Annotated in this window: 18 protein-coding genes and 1 other annotated feature; all 18 genes read left to right on the top strand. The window is 34.8% G+C overall.

The annotated features are described in order from the left end of the window. Positions 1–425 precede the first annotated feature (425 nt). Positions 426–851: a CtsR family transcriptional regulator gene (locus CN601_RS17250; RefSeq protein ID WP_373604989.1), complete on the top strand. Its 426-nt coding sequence runs from the start codon at positions 426–428 to the stop codon at positions 849–851. A gap of 19 nt (positions 852–870) precedes the next feature. Beyond that, positions 871–1419: a protein-arginine kinase activator protein McsA gene (mcsA, locus tag CN601_RS17255; protein WP_098121831.1), complete on the top strand. Its 549-nt coding sequence runs from the start codon at positions 871–873 to the stop codon at positions 1417–1419. Between the two features lie 3 nt (positions 1420–1422). Continuing rightward, positions 1423–2490: a protein-arginine kinase McsB gene (mcsB, locus tag CN601_RS17260; protein WP_098121832.1), complete on the top strand. Its 1068-nt coding sequence runs from the start codon at positions 1423–1425 to the stop codon at positions 2488–2490. Between the two features lie 20 nt (positions 2491–2510). Beyond that, positions 2511–4952, top strand: coding sequence for an ATP-dependent protease ATP-binding subunit ClpC (clpC, locus tag CN601_RS17265; protein WP_098121833.1), 2442 nt, complete (start codon positions 2511–2513; stop codon positions 4950–4952). Positions 4953–5127: 175 nt separating this feature from the next. Further along, complete coding sequence (radA, locus tag CN601_RS17270) at positions 5128–6504, top strand: DNA repair protein RadA (protein ID WP_098121834.1); 1377 nt, start codon at positions 5128–5130, stop codon at positions 6502–6504. A 2-nt stretch (positions 6505–6506) separates the two neighbouring features. Further along, positions 6507–7580, top strand: coding sequence for a DNA integrity scanning diadenylate cyclase DisA (gene disA, locus CN601_RS17275; protein ID WP_098121835.1), 1074 nt, complete (start codon positions 6507–6509; stop codon positions 7578–7580). An 80-nt stretch (positions 7581–7660) separates the two neighbouring features. Continuing rightward, entirely contained in the window at positions 7661–8731 is a 1071-nt protein-coding gene (locus CN601_RS17280; protein WP_098121836.1) for a PIN/TRAM domain-containing protein, read from the top strand. A gap of 20 nt (positions 8732–8751) precedes the next feature. Then, positions 8752–9438, top strand: coding sequence for a 2-C-methyl-D-erythritol 4-phosphate cytidylyltransferase (gene ispD / locus CN601_RS17285; RefSeq protein WP_098121837.1), 687 nt, complete (start codon positions 8752–8754; stop codon positions 9436–9438). A gap of 11 nt (positions 9439–9449) precedes the next feature. Further along, on the top strand, positions 9450–9929 hold the full coding sequence (gene ispF, locus CN601_RS17290; RefSeq protein ID WP_098121838.1) for a 2-C-methyl-D-erythritol 2,4-cyclodiphosphate synthase: 480 nt from the start codon (positions 9450–9452) through the stop codon (positions 9927–9929). Positions 9930–9971: 42 nt separating this feature from the next. After that, positions 9972–11432 carry a glutamate--tRNA ligase gene (gene gltX, locus CN601_RS17295; protein ID WP_098171785.1) on the top strand — a complete coding sequence of 487 codons (1461 nt, stop codon included), beginning with the start codon at positions 9972–9974 and terminating at the stop codon, positions 11430–11432. Positions 11433–11474: 42 nt separating this feature from the next. Continuing rightward, positions 11475–11694 (top strand) — a binding site (T-box leader). An 81-nt stretch (positions 11695–11775) separates the two neighbouring features. Continuing rightward, positions 11776–12414 carry a serine O-acetyltransferase gene (gene cysE / locus CN601_RS17300; protein ID WP_097978211.1) on the top strand — a complete coding sequence of 213 codons (639 nt, stop codon included), beginning with the start codon at positions 11776–11778 and terminating at the stop codon, positions 12412–12414. Positions 12415–12418: 4 nt separating this feature from the next. Continuing rightward, positions 12419–13819, top strand: coding sequence for a cysteine--tRNA ligase (cysS, locus tag CN601_RS17305; RefSeq protein ID WP_098171786.1), 1401 nt, complete (start codon positions 12419–12421; stop codon positions 13817–13819). Between the two features lie 4 nt (positions 13820–13823). Beyond that, positions 13824–14240 carry a Mini-ribonuclease 3 gene (locus CN601_RS17310; RefSeq protein ID WP_098171787.1) on the top strand — a complete coding sequence of 139 codons (417 nt, stop codon included), beginning with the start codon at positions 13824–13826 and terminating at the stop codon, positions 14238–14240. A gap of 1 nt (position 14241) precedes the next feature. Further along, complete coding sequence (gene rlmB, locus CN601_RS17315) at positions 14242–14985, top strand: 23S rRNA (guanosine(2251)-2'-O)-methyltransferase RlmB (RefSeq protein WP_098171788.1); 744 nt, start codon at positions 14242–14244, stop codon at positions 14983–14985. Between the two features lie 34 nt (positions 14986–15019). Continuing rightward, positions 15020–15499, top strand: coding sequence for an NYN domain-containing protein (locus CN601_RS17320; RefSeq protein ID WP_098171792.1), 480 nt, complete (start codon positions 15020–15022; stop codon positions 15497–15499). 65 nt (positions 15500–15564) lie between these two features. Next, on the top strand, positions 15565–16215 hold the full coding sequence (gene sigH / locus CN601_RS17325; protein ID WP_056467364.1) for an RNA polymerase sporulation sigma factor SigH: 651 nt from the start codon (positions 15565–15567) through the stop codon (positions 16213–16215). 88 nt (positions 16216–16303) lie between these two features. Further along, positions 16304–16450 (top strand): 50S ribosomal protein L33, encoded by a 147-nt coding sequence (gene rpmG / locus CN601_RS17330; protein ID WP_098121843.1) that lies wholly within the window; start codon positions 16304–16306, stop codon positions 16448–16450. 126 nt (positions 16451–16576) lie between these two features. Beyond that, a complete protein-coding gene (gene secE / locus CN601_RS17335) occupies positions 16577–16759 on the top strand; it encodes a preprotein translocase subunit SecE (protein WP_098121844.1) in 183 nt (60 codons plus the stop codon). The last annotated feature ends 84 nt before the right edge of the window (positions 16760–16843 follow it).

Genomic DNA, 16843 nt, shown 5'->3' on the forward strand with positions numbered 1-16843 from the left:
ATTCAGCTGGTGCTTTTTTTTGTATTAAATTGTCGACGCGTTTACAAATCATGTTCATCTAAGTAATTTTTTAGTAAAATCTAGAGGAAAAAAAGCTTCTTAAAAGAATTGTTAAACATATATATATTTATACTGATAAATAATACTCACCAATTAGTCAACCTGTAGGTGAAAATAGAAGAGTAATGGCACTTATACTTAATGCATAAAATCGGAAACTATATTGATCTTTCTTGATTGCTACCAACTTATCCTTTCTTAATCGTACAAAAAAAGATTAAGAGCAAAGTAGTTTGGAAAAAATGATAAAGAGATAATAGTTGAAATTTTTTATGAAAGGAATATAATAATAGTCAAAGATAGTCAAAGTCAGTAAAGGTGGTAAATAGGTGAAAAACATATCAGATATCATTGAACAATATCTAATGCACTACTTTGACATATCAGATAAAGAATATGTCGAAATAAAAAGAAGTGAAATAGCAAATAAATTTGACTGTGTTCCTTCTCAAATAAATTATGTAATAAATACAAGATTCACTTTAGAAAGAGGATACGTAGTTGAAAGTAAACGTGGTGGAGGAGGGTATATTCGAATTATTAAAGTGCAATTTCATGATAAAGCAAGTGTAATTGATCAAATATTAGACAGCTTTAGTAATAATATTGCACAGTCTAGCTCTGAAGACTATATTCGCTTACTGCTTGAGAATAGTGTAATTACCCAACGTGAAGCCAAGATGATGTTAAGTGTATTAGACCGTTCAGTAATAATGGTAAATTTACCTTATCGAGATGAGTTAAGAGCAAGAATGTTCAAAGCAATGCTAAGAAGCTTAAAGTTTAAATAGAATATGGAGGTTGCCCAAAATGATTTGTCAAGAATGTCAAGAACGTCCGGCAACATTACACTATTCTAAAATTATTAATGGTGAAAAAACAGATATACACCTATGTGAGAAATGCGCAACTGAATCAAACAATAAATATATTTTTTCTGAAATAGGTGGTTATTCTGTAAATGATCTGTTGGCTGGATTGTTTAAAGGAAATACTGGTATTTATGAAATGAAGAAAAATAAATTTCATCAAGATTCACATATTGAATGTCCCAGATGTAAGATGACTTTTCAAAAGTTTACTAAGATTGGACGTTTAGGTTGTTCAACTTGTTATGAAACATTTATGGATCAGATGAAACCAATTGTTAAAAGAATTCATAGCGGTAACGTAACGCACACAGGTAAGTTACCTCAAAAGATAAATGGTGCTATCTCTTTAAAGAGAAAGCTACAAGATTTGAAGTCTCAAATGAAAAATTTTATTGATAGTGAGAATTTTGAGCAGGCAATTAAGGTCCGGGATGAAATCCGTGATCTTGAGAAAGATTTACAAGCCCTTCAAAAGGAGGTGGAGTAAATTATGTCTATTGACCGTATTATTAATGAGGCAATAAGTCCATGGATGAAACAAGAAGGTCCTGATGACGATATAGTCTTAAGCAGCCGTATTAGGTTAGCTAGAAACTTTAATGCGTATTTGTACCCATCGCTACTTAGCCAAGATAAGGCTAAAGAAATTTGTCATTTAGTTAAACATTATTTTGAAGGAAGTACAGCTTTACCAAACGGACCTTTTGAATATATTGAAATTAATAAGTTAGAACCAGTAGAGAAAAGGGTACTAATTGAGAAGCATTTAATAAGTCCTAATTTAGTTCAAGAGTCCGTACACGGCGCATGTATACTATCCCAAGATGAACAAATTAGCATAATGATAAATGAAGAAGATCATTTACGTATTCAGGCTTTATTTCCTGGGTTACAACTTAGAGAGGCACTTACTCAAGCGAATCATATTGATAATTATATAGAAAGTCAGCTTGAATATGCTTTTGATGAAACAATAGGCTACTTAACGAGCTGCCCTACAAATGTTGGTACCGGATTAAGAGCTTCAGTGATGATGCATCTTCCGGCGCTAGTCATAACAAAACAATTTAACCGATTAATTCCTACAATTAACCAACTTGGATTAGTTGTAAGAGGAATTTACGGTGAAGGTAGCGAAGCTTTAGGTAATATCTTTCAGATTTCAAATCAAATTACTTTGGGGAAATCGGAAGAAGAGATAATAGAAGATTTAACGACAATTGTACAACAACTGATAAAACATGAAAAATCAGCAAGAGACGCACTTGCTAGAACCTCCTTAATTCGCTTAGAGGATCGAGTTTTTCGTTCTCTCGGTACTTTGAAGTACGGAAGAATAATAGAGACAAAGGAAAGTGCTAAATGTTTATCAGACGTACAATTAGGGATTGATTTAGGATTAATTCAAGGTTTGTCTAAAAACTTTTTACATGAATTAATGATATTAACTCAACCAGGTATTTTACAACAATACGTAGGTGATCAACTTACTCCTGAGGAAAGGGATATTAAGAGGGCATCACTAATACGCGAAAGACTATCTGATAAAAATAATTAATTATATGGGAGGAACCAATTATGATGTTTGGTCGATTTACAGAACGTGCTCAAAAAGTATTAGCTCTTTCTCAAGAAGAGGCAATCCGAATTGGACACTCAAATATAGGTACAGAACATATTTTACTAGGACTTGTTCGTGAAGGAGAAGGTATTGCAGCAAAGGCATTACTTGCTCTTGGATTAAGTCCAGAAAAAGTACAACAAGAAGTAGAAACATTAATCGGACGCGGTCAAGGAGTAGCTCAAACAGTTCATTACACACCGAGAGCTAAAAAAGTAATTGAATTATCAATGGATGAGGCTCGTAAATTAGGCCATTCTTATGTAGGAACAGAACATATTCTATTAGGTCTAATTAGAGAAGGAGAAGGCGTAGCAGCAAGAGTATTAAATAATCTTGGTGTTAGCTTAAATAAAGCTCGTCAACAAGTCCTTCAATTGTTAGGTAGTAATGAAAGTTCGTCTAATCATCAAAATGGTTCTGCAAACCAAGCAAATACTCCTACATTAGACAGCTTAGCTCGTGATTTAACAGTATCGGCTAGAGAAGGCCGCTTAGATCCAGTAATTGGACGTAGTAAAGAAATTCAACGAGTTATTGAAGTATTAAGTCGCCGTACAAAAAATAATCCAGTATTAATTGGTGAGCCAGGTGTAGGTAAAACTGCAATTGCGGAAGGATTGGCTCAGCAAATTGTTAATAATGAAGTGCCAGAAATTTTAAGAGATAAACGAGTAATGACTCTTGATATGGGTACTGTAGTAGCCGGAACTAAGTACCGTGGTGAATTTGAAGATCGTTTGAAAAAAGTAATGGATGAAATTCGCCAAGCTGGTAATATTATTCTTTTCATTGATGAACTTCATACATTAATTGGTGCAGGTGGAGCTGAAGGTGCAATTGATGCTTCTAATATCTTAAAGCCATCATTAGCACGTGGTGAGCTACAATGTATCGGCGCTACAACAATTGATGAATACCGAAAATATATTGAAAAGGATGCTGCATTAGAGCGTCGCTTCCAACCAATTCAAGTCGACCAACCAAGCGTAGAAGAGTCAATTCAAATTCTTCAAGGTTTACGTGACCGATATGAGGCGCATCATAGAGTATCAATTTCTGATCAATCAATTATTGAAGCTGTAAAACTATCAGACCGATATATTACAGACCGTTTCTTACCGGATAAAGCGATTGACGTAATTGATGAGGCAGGATCTAAAGTACGCCTACGTAGCTTTACAACACCGCCAAATTTAAAAGAGTTAGAATTAAAGCTAGAGGAAGTTCGTAAAGAAAAAGATGCAGCTGTTCAAAGTCAAGAGTTTGAAAAAGCAGCATCATTAAGAGATTCTGAACAAAGACTACGTGAGCAATTAGAAGATACGAAACGTCAGTGGAAAGAAAAACAAGGCAAAGAAAATTCTGAAGTAACTGTAGAAGATATCGCAAATGTTGTGTCATCATGGACGAATATCCCAGTTACAAAATTAGCACAAACAGAGGCAGATAAACTGTTAAATATGGAAAGTGTTCTTCATAAGCGAGTAATTGGTCAAGAAGAGGCTGTTGTTGCAGTTTCTAAAGCTGTACGACGTGCTAGAGCGGGATTAAAGGATCCAAAGCGTCCGATAGGTTCATTTATTTTCCTAGGGCCTACAGGGGTAGGTAAAACAGAACTAGCGCGTGCATTAGCTGAAACAATTTTCGGTGATGAAGATGCTATGATTCGAATTGATATGTCAGAGTACATGGAAAAACACGCAACTTCTCGTTTAGTAGGGGCACCTCCTGGATATGTAGGATATGATGAAGGCGGTCAATTAACTGAGAAGGTTAGACGTAAACCTTACTCAGTAATTCTACTAGATGAAATTGAGAAAGCTCATCCGGATGTGTTTAATATCTTACTTCAAGTATTAGAGGATGGTCGTTTAACTGATTCAAAAGGACGTACAGTTGACTTTAGAAATACACTTGTCATCATGACATCAAACGTTGGAGCAAGTGCATTAAAAACAAATAAATATGTTGGATTCAATATTAATGATGGTGAAAAAGATTATAAAGATATGAAAGGGAAAGTATTGGAGGAACTGAAAAAAGCATTCCGTCCAGAATTCCTAAACCGTATCGATGAAACAATTGTATTCCATTCATTAGAGAAGAAACATATTAAAGAGATTGTTCACTTAATGGTTAATAGCTTAACGAAACGTTTAAAAGAACAAGAAATTGATTTAGAGTTGTCAGATACAGCGATCGATAAAATTTCTGATGAAGGATTCGATGCTGAATATGGAGCTCGTCCATTAAGAAGAGCAATTCAAAAACAAGTAGAAGATCGTTTATCTGAAGAGTTATTAAAAGGTAATATTGAGAAAGGTCGAAAGGTCGTTCTTGATGTACAGGATAACGAATATGTTATTAGACCAGCAGTTGAAACTGTAAATCAATAAGTATGTATAAAGTTCATCCCTTTTTGTGAAGGAATTTTGAACATTTGATTGTAAAGTTATCTAATTTGTGAAAAAGGGCGTGAAGCCCTTTTTCTTATATCAAAAAAGCGTTAGGATAGACTTAGAATACATACTCTATTAATATAGAAAATCATGTAACAAAAGAGGTATACATATGGCTAAAAAGAAAACTAAATTCGTGTGTCAATCATGTGGGTGCGAATCGGTTAAGTGGGTCGGTAAGTGTCCTGCATGTAACGAATGGAATACAATGGTTGAGTTTATCGAACAACCTCCTAGTTCTAGGAGATTAACTTTTAATACAAATGCTACAACAGAAGGAACTAGACCCATTTCGATTATGGAAGTGGAATTAGGTAATGAAACTCGTATTGGAACTTCCTTCGAAGAGTTTAACCGGGTATTAGGTGGTGGAATCGTTTTAGGCTCATTGGTCTTAATTGGCGGTGATCCTGGGATTGGTAAATCTACGATGCTCTTACAGGTTTCATCTCAATTAGCTAAAAAGGATCATAAAGTTTTATATGTTTCAGGGGAAGAATCTCAGAAACAAATTAAATTAAGAGCAGAACGTCTAGGTGTCGCTACTCAAAACTTATATGTTTTATCAGAGACCGATTTGTCTTATATTGCGAGATATATGGATGAAATGGCACCAGATTTTGTAGTAATCGATTCGATTCAAACGATCTATTTACAAGAAGTAACATCTGCTCCAGGTAGCGTTTCTCAAGTTCGAGAATGTACGTCGGAATTAATGAAAATCGCAAAGACAAAAGGTATTCCGATCTTCATTGTAGGTCATGTGACAAAAGAGGGTGCAATTGCTGGCCCACGATTATTGGAACATATGGTAGATGCAGTGTTATATTTTGAAGGTGAAAGACATCATACATATCGCATATTAAGAGCGGTTAAAAATCGTTTTGGATCTACTAATGAGACTGGTATATTTGAGATGAAAGAGCTAGGATTGGTGGAGGTACTAAATCCATCTGAAATATTTCTAGAAGAAAGGCCATTTGGAGTAGCTGGTTCAACAGTTGTAGCATCGATGGAGGGAACTAGACCGGTACTTGTGGAGCTACAGGCACTAGTTTCACCTACAAGCTTTGGGAATGCAAGACGTATGGCAACAGGTATAGACCATAATAGAGTATCTCTAATAATGGCCGTTTTAGAAAAGAGAATGGGGCTTTTGTTGCAAAATCAAGATGCTTATTTAAAAGTTGCCGGAGGTCTGAAGTTAGACGAACCAGCCGTGGATTTAGCAGTCGCAGTAAGTATAGCATCAAGCTTCCAAGATAAGCCCACAAATCCTACAGATGTAGTAATTGGTGAGATTGGTTTAACTGGAGAAGTGCGAAGAGTATCTAGAATTGAGCAAAGAGTACAAGAAGCGGCAAAGCTTGGATTTAAAAGAGCAATAATTCCATCAAAAAATATTGGAGGATGGAGTTTTCCTGAAGGAATGGAAATAATAGGTGTTAATACAGTACATGAAGCACTAAAATACGTGTTAGGAGGGTAGAAATGGAAGATCAAAAACAAAAAGCTAAATCAATGTTGCCAGTTTTACAAATGATCTCTCCGGGTACACCTTTGCGTGATGGCATAGACAATGTACTTCGGGCACAAACTGGCGGATTAATTGTACTTGGCTTTAATGATGAAACAAAGGAAATGGTCGATGGAGGATTTCATATTAATGACCCTTTCTCTCCAGCAAGTTTATATGAATTAGCAAAAATGGATGGAGCACTTATTTTAAATGAAAGTGGGACAAAAATCCTATTAGCTAATGCACAATTAATTCCGGATCAATCGATCTTTACAAAAGAAACTGGTATGCGCCATCGAACTGCAGAGCGTGTTTCACGGCAGACCGGAAACTTAGTAATCGCTATTTCACAAAGACGTAACGTTATTACACTCTATAAAGGGAACTTACGGTATACTTTGCGAGACATTGGCGTAATTTTAACAAAAGCAAATCAGGCAATTCAAACCCTTGAGAAATATAAGATTGTATGGAATCAAGGGATTACTTCACTTAGCATTTTAGAGTTTGAGGAATTAGTTACTTTATTTGAAGTCGTAAATGTTTTACATAGCGTAGAAATGGTACTTCGAATAAAAAATGAAATTAATAACTATGTAATTGAGCTTGGTGATGAAGGAAGGTTAATCGAACTACAGTTAATAGAGATAATTTCGGACCTTGAGGAGGAGGCATTACTTTTAATAAAGGATTATCATTATAATAAGGAACAGGATCCAAAGACAATCTTGTTAAAGCTACAAGAATTAGCCAATGAAGAATTGTTAGAGGACCATGCCATTATTAAATTGCTTGGTTATCCAAATAACACGAATCTCGAGGAAATGGTAGAACCAAGAGGTTACCGAATGTTGATGAAAATATCTAGATTACCGCCATTAGTAATTGAAAATTTAACACAACGGTTTAAGCATCTTAAAGGGATCTACAAAGCTACCCTTGCCGAGTTAGATGACGTAGATGGCATTGGCGAAATTCGTGCGAAGAAAATCAAAGAAGGTTTAAAGCGAATTCAGGAGCAACTGTATATCAATAGACATAACTAAGTTATTTCGTCTAAGATAGAGTTGATTATATTTTTAGTTAACCTATAATATATAATTATTTATTTAAAGGAGGTGGCGAAGTGATAAAGAGGATCGTTCAAGTCATTTATATCTTTGTCGGAAGTACGCTAGGTTTAGTGCTTTTTCCACTATTAGATAAACTGTTAAAAACAGATATGCCTAATATTTTGCATAATTCATATGTGCAAGCTTTAAGTGGAGCAGTGATCTTTTTTATTTTATCGCTTTGGTTAGTTGATCCAACAGTAACATTTATCAAGTATATTGAGGAAAAATTATTAAAAGCTCCTATTTCAATGATTTTGTTTGGTAGTTTAGGACTTGTTTTTGGACTTATTCTGGCATTTCTTATTTCATTGCCAATTGACTCAATTAGATTACAATACGTTTCATCAATTATACAAATAGTTGTTACGATTTTATTAGGCTATTTAGGCTTTCAAGTTGGAATTAAAAAAAGAGAAGAATTATTAAGTTTGTTTACCTTATCTTCAAGGTCAGCTAAGAAAAAAGCCGCTGAAGAACAGGAAATAGCTGAAATACCAGTAAAAATATTAGATACAAGTGTAATCATCGATGGTCGAATTGCTGATATATGTCAGACTGGATTCATCGAAGGAACAATTGTGATTCCACAATTCGTATTAGCAGAACTACAATATATAGCAGATTCTTCAGATACATTAAAACGAAATAGAGGACGAAGAGGATTAGATATTCTAAACAGAATCCAAAAAGAGCTTGCTATGAAGGTAGAAGTCTACGAAGGGGATTTTGAAGATGTTCCTGAAGTTGACGCAAAGTTAGTTAAGCTTGCAAAATTAAAAAGTGGTATTTTAGTGACGAATGACTTTAATTTAAATAAAGTAAGTGAACTTCAACAAATTAAAGTTTGGAATATTAATGACCTTGCGAATGCAATTAAGCCAGTAGTGTTACCTGGAGAAGTATTAACGGCATTTGTCGTAAAAGAAGGTAAAGAAAAACTACAAGGTGTGGCTTATTTAGATGATGGCACAATGATTGTTGTAGAAGACGGTAAAGAATCAATTGGAAAACGAGTAGAAACAGTGGTTACGAGTGTACTACAAACTTCTGCAGGACGTATGATATTTGCAAAAGTAAAGTAAGTTAGAGGGGTAAACGTAAAATGCAATATAAGGTCATCATTCCAGCAGCGGGATCTGGCTCTCGTATGGGTGCAGGCTTCAATAAATTATTTATTAAAATAATGAACTCACCAATTATTGAATTGACTTTAAAAGTATTTGGTGAAGATGAGCGTTGTAGTGAGATTATCTTACCAATAAAAGAATCAGAGAATCAGTTCTTTGAATCGTTAAATTTACCACACTTTATTAAGCAAAAAATAACCTTTGTAAAGGGTGGCTCAGAAAGACAGGAAAGTGTCTATAACGGTTTAAATTCAATAAAAGATACTGAGAGCTTAGTTTTAGTACATGATGGAGCAAGACCTTTTGTGACTAACTCGGTTATTAATCGGATTCTTAGTAAGATGGAGGAACATCAGGCGGTTATCTGTGCGGTTCCGATGAAAGATACAATAAAGAAGGTTGTTAATCAAGAAGTAGTTGAAACAATCGATCGTTCTACATTATGGGGAGTACAGACTCCCCAAGCATTTACATATAAATGTTTACTTGAGGCGCATCAAAAAGCAACCCGGGCTGGATATTTAGGAACTGATGATGCAAGCTTAGTTGAATGGAACGGAAGTAAAGTTTTTGTAGTAAATGGAGATTATAATAATATTAAAGTAACAACAAAAGAAGATTTGTTTTTTGCCGAAACAATCTATGAACAATATAGAGGTTAGAAGGTGCTTATATGTTTAGAATAGGACAAGGATTTGATGTCCATGCATTTGCGGAAAATCGTCCTTTAATTATAGGTGGAATAGAAATCCCGTATGAATTAGGTTTATTAGGTCATTCTGATGCTGATGTACTCCTTCATACTATATCGGATGCTTTATTAGGAGCTGTTGGAGAAGGAGATATCGGAAAACATTTTCCAGATACAGATCCAGACTTCAAGGATGCTGACTCTGCAAAGCTACTACAGCATGTATTTCAAATTGTAAAAGAAAAAGGCTATGAGCTAGTAAATGCAGACTGCACAATCATTGCTCAAGCACCAAAAATGGCACCATATATACAAGTCATGAGAGAGCGAATAGCAGAATTGCTTGAAACGACAGCCGATCGTATTAATGTAAAAGCGACAACAACTGAAAAGTTAGGTTTTACAGGAAGAAAAGAAGGAATTGCTTCCCAAGCAGTTGTATTGTTACAGAAGAAGGCTTAAACTAATAAAGTATATTAATTATTCAGTGGAGAGTGTCTATAAATGTCAAATAGAGTAAGAGTTCGTTATGCACCTAGTCCAACGGGTCATTTACATATTGGAAATGCACGTACTGCGTTATATGTCTATTTATTTGCTAAACATTTTAATGGTGATATGGTACTACGTATAGAGGATACTGATATTGAGCGTAATGTTGAAGGTGGCGAAGAAAGCCAAGCGAAATATTTACGTTGGTTAGGTATTGATTGGAATGAAGGTCCAGATAAAGGTGGCGAGTACGGTCCTTATCGTCAGTTAGAAAGATTAGACTTATACAAGCAATATGCTAATGAGTTAATTGAAAGTGGACATGCGTATAAATGCTATTGTACAGAGGAAGAACTTACAGCAGAACGTGAAGCACAAATAGCTTCTGGACTTCCAACTACACGTTACAACGGAAAATGTCGTCATTTAACAGACGAAGATCGAGCTGCTAAAGAATCAGCGGGTGCAGAATATACGATTCGTTTTGCAGTTCCTGCTAATGATACTTATGAGTGGGAAGATATCGTTCGTGGAAATATTAAGTTCGAATCGAAAGATATTGGTGACTGGGTTCTTGTTAAAAAGAACGGAATTGCTACTTACAACTACGCGGTAGTAGTTGATGATGCATTAATGAAAATTAGTCACGTACTTCGTGGAGAAGAGCATATTTCAAATACGCCTAAACAATTAATGGTTTATCGTGCATTAAATTGGGATGCTCCAGGTTTTGGTCACATGGCGGTTATCGTAAACGAAAATCGTAAAAAGCTTTCAAAACGTGATGAATCTGTCTTACAATTTATTGAACAATATCAAAACCTTGGTTACTTACCAGAAGCGTTATTTAACTTTATTGCTCTTCTTGGCTGGTCACCAGTTGGTGAGGAAGAAATTTTCAGCGAAGAAGAATTTATTAAAATTTTCGATCCTAGCCGTTTAAGTTCTGCTCCAGCTATGTTTGATAAGCAAAAACTAACATGGATTAACAATCGATATATTAAAGAGCAGCCGTTAGAAAAAGTAGTAGAAATTTCATTACCACATCTAATTAAAGCTGGTTTTGTTAATGAAGAACGCACTGCGGATGAAAATCTATGGGTAACAAATTTAGTTGCTTTATATCAAGATCAAATGAGCTTTGGTGCTGAAATCGTTGAATTATCAAGTTTATTCTTTAAAGAAGAATTAACTTTTGGTGAAGAAGAACAAACTGTTATTTCAGAAGAGCAAGTGAAGGATGTACTTTCAGCATTAGTTGAAGAGCTTAACGCATCTGAAGAGTTTACAGTTGATTCAATCAAAGCAGCAATGAAATCAGTTCAAAAGTCAACTGGTCATAAAGGTAAAAAATTATTTATGCCAATTCGTGTTGCGACAACTGGTCAATGTCATGGTCCGGAATTACCAGCTGCGATGACTTTATTAGGAAAAGAAAAAGTAATTGCTCGTTTACAAAAAATTATTGGTTAACATTTTGTTAAATTTGTAATATATATAAGTAATATTCATATAGGTAAAATGTTGATAGGGAAAAGTACATGTTTACTCGTTACCCAGAGAGAATCACAATGGTGAAAGTGATTTTAACGATATTCATGGAAGTGCCCCCTTGAGTCCTTAGCCGAAAAAATTATTTAGTAGGCTTAGGCGGTGGAAACCGTTACATTACATGAGTTGAGATAAATTATTTTATCTAAACAGAGTGGAACCGCGCTATTAAAGCGTCTCTGTGTATTTAATTACACAGGGACGCTTTTTGTTATTTAGAGACAAAAGATCAAGTTTTTAATAAATTCTTTAAGGGGAAATGAAGATGCTAAAGTACATGAAGGAAGATGTAGCGACGATATTTGAACGCGATCCAGCCGCTACTAGCTATTTAGAAGTAATTCTTACTTATGCTGGTTTACATGCATTATGGCTTTATCGGTTTGCGCATTATTTCTATCGGAAAAAATGGCACTTTATTGCAAGAAGTATTTCACAGTTTGCTCGATTCTTAACAGGAATTGAGATTCACCCAGGGGCTAAAATTGGTAGACGATTTTTTATCGATCACGGAGCAGGAGTAGTAATTGGAGAAACATGTGAAATAGGTGATGATGTTACAATTTATCAGGGAGTAACATTAGGAGGAACTGGTAAGGAAAAAGGCAAAAGGCATCCAACCTTATTAAGTGGAGTACTAGTAGCAACCGGTGCAAAAGTACTAGGCTCAATAACAATCGGAGAAAATGCAAAGATCGGTGCAAACTCAGTTGTATTAAAGGATGTTCCAAATAATACTACGGTTGTTGGTATACCTGGTAAGATAGTTGTTCAAGATGGAATTAGAGTTAATAATCAATTTGATCATTGTGATTTACCTGACCCAGTAGCAGATCGACTACTTCAATTAGAAGCGGAACTAGAAGAGTTAAGAAGTTTAATGAGAATATCTGAAAGGAAGTAAAACTATGGCAATTCAAATTTATAATACATTAACTAGGAACAAGGAAGACTTTAAACCTTTAGAAGAAGGTAAGGTCAAAATGTATGTATGTGGACCAACTGTTTATAACTATATACACATTGGTAACGCAAGACCTGCTATCGTGTTTGATACAGTGAGACGTTATTTCGAATACCGTGGATATGAAGTGAACTACGTTTCAAACTTCACTGATGTTGATGATAAGCTAATTAAAGCAGCAAATGAATTAGGCTCAGATGTTCCAACAATTGCAGATCGTTTTATTAATGCTTATTTTGAAGACGTGCAAGAGTTAGGATGCAAAACAGCAACGAATCATCCTCGTGTAATGGATAATATGGATATTATTATTGAGTTTATTGATGAACTTGTAAAAAAAGGTTATGCGTATGAATCTGAAGGTGATGTCTATTTCAAAACAAAGGAATTTAATGGATACGGTAAACTTTCACACCAATCAATTGAGGACCTTCGTATTGGTGAAAGAATTGAAATAGGTGAAAAGAAAGAAGATCCATTAGATTTCGCTCTATGGAAAGCAGCTAAACCAGGTGAAATATCTTGGGAAAGTCCATGGGGGAAAGGAAGACCGGGCTGGCATATTGAGTGCTCAGCAATGGCTAAAAAATATCTTGGCGAAACAATCGATATCCATGCAGGGGGCCAAGACTTATCATTTCCACATCATGAGAATGAGATTGCTCAGTCTGAAGCATTAAGTGGGAAAACTTTTTCAAACTATTGGATGCATAATGGTTATATCAATATTGATAATGAAAAAATGTCTAAGTCTTTAGGTAACTTTGTACTAGTACATGACATCATTAAGATCATTGATCCAATGTTATTACGTTTCTTCATGTTATCAGTTCATTATCGTCACCCGATTAACTATAGTGAAGAAATTTTACAAGAAGCAAAAAATGGTTTTGAACGTATTAAAACTGCATACCAAAATAGTAAACACCGTCTAGGAAGTAGTACTAATTTAACAGAAGATGACGCTAAGTGGTTAAAAGAAATTGAAGACGAAAAAGCAGTATTTGTAAAAGTAATGGATGATGACTTTAATACAGCTAATGCGATTTCAGTTTTATATCAATTAGTAAAAATAACTAATCAATATTTATTAGAAACTCATACTTCTACGAATGTATTAAATCAGTTAGTTGCAACTTTTGATGAATTATCAAGTGTTCTTGGTATTACATTAGTTAAAGAAGAAGCGATGTTAGATGATGAAATCGAAGCGTTGATTCAAAAACGTACAGATGCACGAAAAAATCGTGACTTTGCTTTAGCGGATCAAATTCGTGATCAATTAAAAGAAATGAATATTATCATTGAAGATACTCCACAAGGCATTCGCTGGAAAAGAGGATGACTTCATGATTGAAAGTAGTCAAAATCTAGATGTTAAACAACTAAACAGTTTAGCACTAGCATATATTGGTGATGCTGTATATGAAATTTATGTACGTCATCACCTCCTTGAAAAAGGAACTGTTAGACCTAATCAACTTCATCGAGCAGCAACAAAATTCGTTTCAGCAAAAGGGCAAGCTAAAGTGATAAGAGAAATACTTTCAACTGATTTCTTGTCCGAAGAGGAAATTGCAGTTGTTAAAAGAGGGCGTAATGCAAAATCAGGTACCGTACCAAAAAATACTGATGTGCAAACGTATCGATACGCAACAGCGATGGAGGCATTAATTGGGTACCATTATTTATTAAAAAATGAAGATAGACTCAATACAATTGTACAAGTTGCAATTCAGTTTATTGAGAATGATAAAGGAGTATAACATGTCTGAGGAATTTATTATAGGGCGTAATCCAGTTATGGAAGCAATACGTTCAGGTCGTGATATAAATAAAATATGGGTTAGTGAAGGAGCAAATAAAGGTCAAATCCATAAGCTCTTAGAATTAGCCAATCAAAACAAAGTAATCGTACAAACTGCACCGAATAAAAAATTGGATGGAATGGTTAAAGGAAACCACCAAGGTGTAGTAGCGCAAGTAGCTGCATATGAGTATGTGGAAATTGATGATTTATTCGATGTAGCGAATAGTCGTAATGAGCAACCATTCTTTTTAATCTTAGACGAAATTGAAGATCCACATAATTTAGGTTCAATTATGAGAACAGCCGATGCAGTTGGCGCACATGGTATTATCATTCCTAAAAGAAGAGCGGTAGGTTTAACTTCAGCGGTTGCGAAAGCTTCGACAGGCGCAATTGAATACATTCCGGTTGCTCGAGTAACAAATTTAGCAAGAACAATAGATGAATTAAAAGAAAGAGGAGTTTGGATATTTGGTACAGATGCAAAAGGTGCAGATGACTATCGAAACATGGATGGCCAAATCTCTCTTGGTTTAATTATTGGTAGTGAAGGTAAAGGTATGAGCAGAATATTAAAGGAAAAATGTGATTTCTTAATTAAGCTACCTATGGTTGGTAAAGTTACATCATTAAATGCGTCTGTTGCGGCAAGTCTATTAATGTACGAAATACATCGTAAGAGACACCCGCTTGGATCATAAAAAGAAAGAAATTCTGATTGTAGATGGATATAACATGATAGGAGCTTGGCCGAATCTTAGAAAACTTCGCGAAATTGATTTTGATAAATCACGTGATTTTCTAATTACGCAACTTGCTGAATATAAGGCATACACAGGTATGTATATAATTGTTGTATTTGATGCTCATTTTGTAAATGGGATTGAAAAAAACGACAAGCATTCAAAAGTTGAAGTGATTTTTACTCGGAAAAGCCAAACGGCTGATGAAAAAATTGAAAAACTTGCAATAGAGCTCCGTCATGTTAACCATCAAATTTATGTCGCGACTTCGGACTTTACAGAGCAATGGCAAATATTTGGACAAGGTGCACTTCGTATACCTGCAATGGAATTATATAGATCAGTTACTCAAAATAAAAAGATGATAAGTACTCAGATTAGTGAAATACCTGATCAAAGACTGACAATTAGTAAAATATTAAATTCGAAACAAACAGAAATTTTAGAAAAATGGCGAAGAGGGGAACGATGACTTATTGTTTCCTTCTTCTTTGTGCTGTATAATTTAATTAAATTGTTAGGTCGGAGGTGCTAATTTTGAACGTTGAACAGGAATTGAAGCTAATGATTGAGTATGGACCCTTAGAAGATGAGGTAATTCTCGAATATGTTCGAGAGGGTGATCAAGAAGCACTAACATTTTTAATTCAAAAGTACCGAAACTTCGTAAAAGCAAAATCTAGGTCTTATTTCCTAATAGGTGCTGACCGCGAAGACATTATTCAAGAAGGTATGATTGGATTATACAAAGCAATTCGTGACTACAAAGAAGATAAACTTTCTTCATTTAAGGCGTTTGCAGAATTATGCATTACAAGACAGATTATTACAGCAATTAAAACAGCAACAAGACAAAAGCATATTCCATTAAATTCTTATGTATCATTGGACAAGCCTATTTATGATGAGGAATCTGACCGCACATTACTTGATGTGTTAACTGAGACAAAAAACATGGATCCAGAAGAACTTGTTATAAATCAAGAAGAAAATGTGGACATAGAGCTTAAAATGTCTGAATTATTGAGCGATTTAGAAAGGAAAGTATTATCACTCTATTTAGATGGTCGATCTTACCAAGAGATATCAGAAGAGTTAAATAGACATGTAAAATCGATTGATAATGCTTTACAACGCGTGAAAAGAAAGCTTGAAAGGTATATGGAAATAAGAGAATTGTCAGTGTGATTTTGATGAAAGAAATCAGTTTGACAGTTTATAGTTCGCATGGTACATTCTAAATGGATAATTATATAGGAATTAGGTTGGTGTATCCATGAGAAAAAAAGTTGTCCTGTCGTGCACTAATTGCAATAATAGAAACTACTCCACGATGAAGAATTCCACTTCTATAGAACGTTTGGAGATGAAAAAGTTTTGTAAAACGTGCAATGAACATACCACGCATAAAGAAACGAAATAATTGAAATAAGATATATGTAAAATACGAATGTCCTTAATCGGTAGATAAACTAATGAGCATGCTTCGTTTTTAGGGGCAAGTTGGACGGTTCGTAAATCTCTAAACTAGTATATGGGGGTTGCATCAGTGGGTCGTATCGGTAAGTTTTTTCGCGAAGTAAAAAGTGAAATGAAAAAAGTTTCATGGCCTAAGCGTAAGGAATTAGTTAATTCTACGGTTACAGTATTAGCTACAGTTTTCTTTTTTGTAGTATTCTTTGCTGTAATTGATTCTGGACTTTCTAAACTAATTCGACTTATTCTTGAATAAGTTAAAACTAATTGTGCTATAATGAGTGATAATGTTTAAAAAAAAAGCCCGGTGACGGGTTTTTTAATTTGCAAAGAAAGTTGA

Origin of the sequence: Bacillus sp. AFS017336 (assembly GCF_002555445.1) — a bacterium.
In the GTDB taxonomy this organism is placed as follows: Bacteria; Bacillota; Bacilli; order Bacillales; family Bacillaceae_G; genus Gottfriedia.

Coding starts and splice junctions, on each gene's coding strand:
- CN601_RS17250 (WP_373604989.1), top strand. CDS start 426: ATGCACTACTTTGACATATCAGATAAAGAATATGTCGAAATAAAAAGA.
- mcsA (WP_098121831.1), top strand. CDS start 871: ATGATTTGTCAAGAATGTCAAGAACGTCCGGCAACATTACACTATTCT.
- mcsB (WP_098121832.1), top strand. CDS start 1,423: ATGTCTATTGACCGTATTATTAATGAGGCAATAAGTCCATGGATGAAA.
- clpC (WP_098121833.1), top strand. CDS start 2,511: ATGATGTTTGGTCGATTTACAGAACGTGCTCAAAAAGTATTAGCTCTT.
- radA (WP_098121834.1), top strand. CDS start 5,128: ATGGCTAAAAAGAAAACTAAATTCGTGTGTCAATCATGTGGGTGCGAA.
- disA (WP_098121835.1), top strand. CDS start 6,507: ATGGAAGATCAAAAACAAAAAGCTAAATCAATGTTGCCAGTTTTACAA.
- ispD (WP_098121837.1), top strand. CDS start 8,752: ATGCAATATAAGGTCATCATTCCAGCAGCGGGATCTGGCTCTCGTATG.
- ispF (WP_098121838.1), top strand. CDS start 9,450: ATGTTTAGAATAGGACAAGGATTTGATGTCCATGCATTTGCGGAAAAT.
- gltX (WP_098171785.1), top strand. CDS start 9,972: ATGTCAAATAGAGTAAGAGTTCGTTATGCACCTAGTCCAACGGGTCAT.
- cysE (WP_097978211.1), top strand. CDS start 11,776: ATGCTAAAGTACATGAAGGAAGATGTAGCGACGATATTTGAACGCGAT.
- cysS (WP_098171786.1), top strand. CDS start 12,419: ATGGCAATTCAAATTTATAATACATTAACTAGGAACAAGGAAGACTTT.
- CN601_RS17310 (WP_098171787.1), top strand. CDS start 13,824: ATGATTGAAAGTAGTCAAAATCTAGATGTTAAACAACTAAACAGTTTA.
- rlmB (WP_098171788.1), top strand. CDS start 14,242: ATGTCTGAGGAATTTATTATAGGGCGTAATCCAGTTATGGAAGCAATA.
- CN601_RS17320 (WP_098171792.1), top strand. CDS start 15,020: ATGATAGGAGCTTGGCCGAATCTTAGAAAACTTCGCGAAATTGATTTT.
- rpmG (WP_098121843.1), top strand. CDS start 16,304: ATGAGAAAAAAAGTTGTCCTGTCGTGCACTAATTGCAATAATAGAAAC.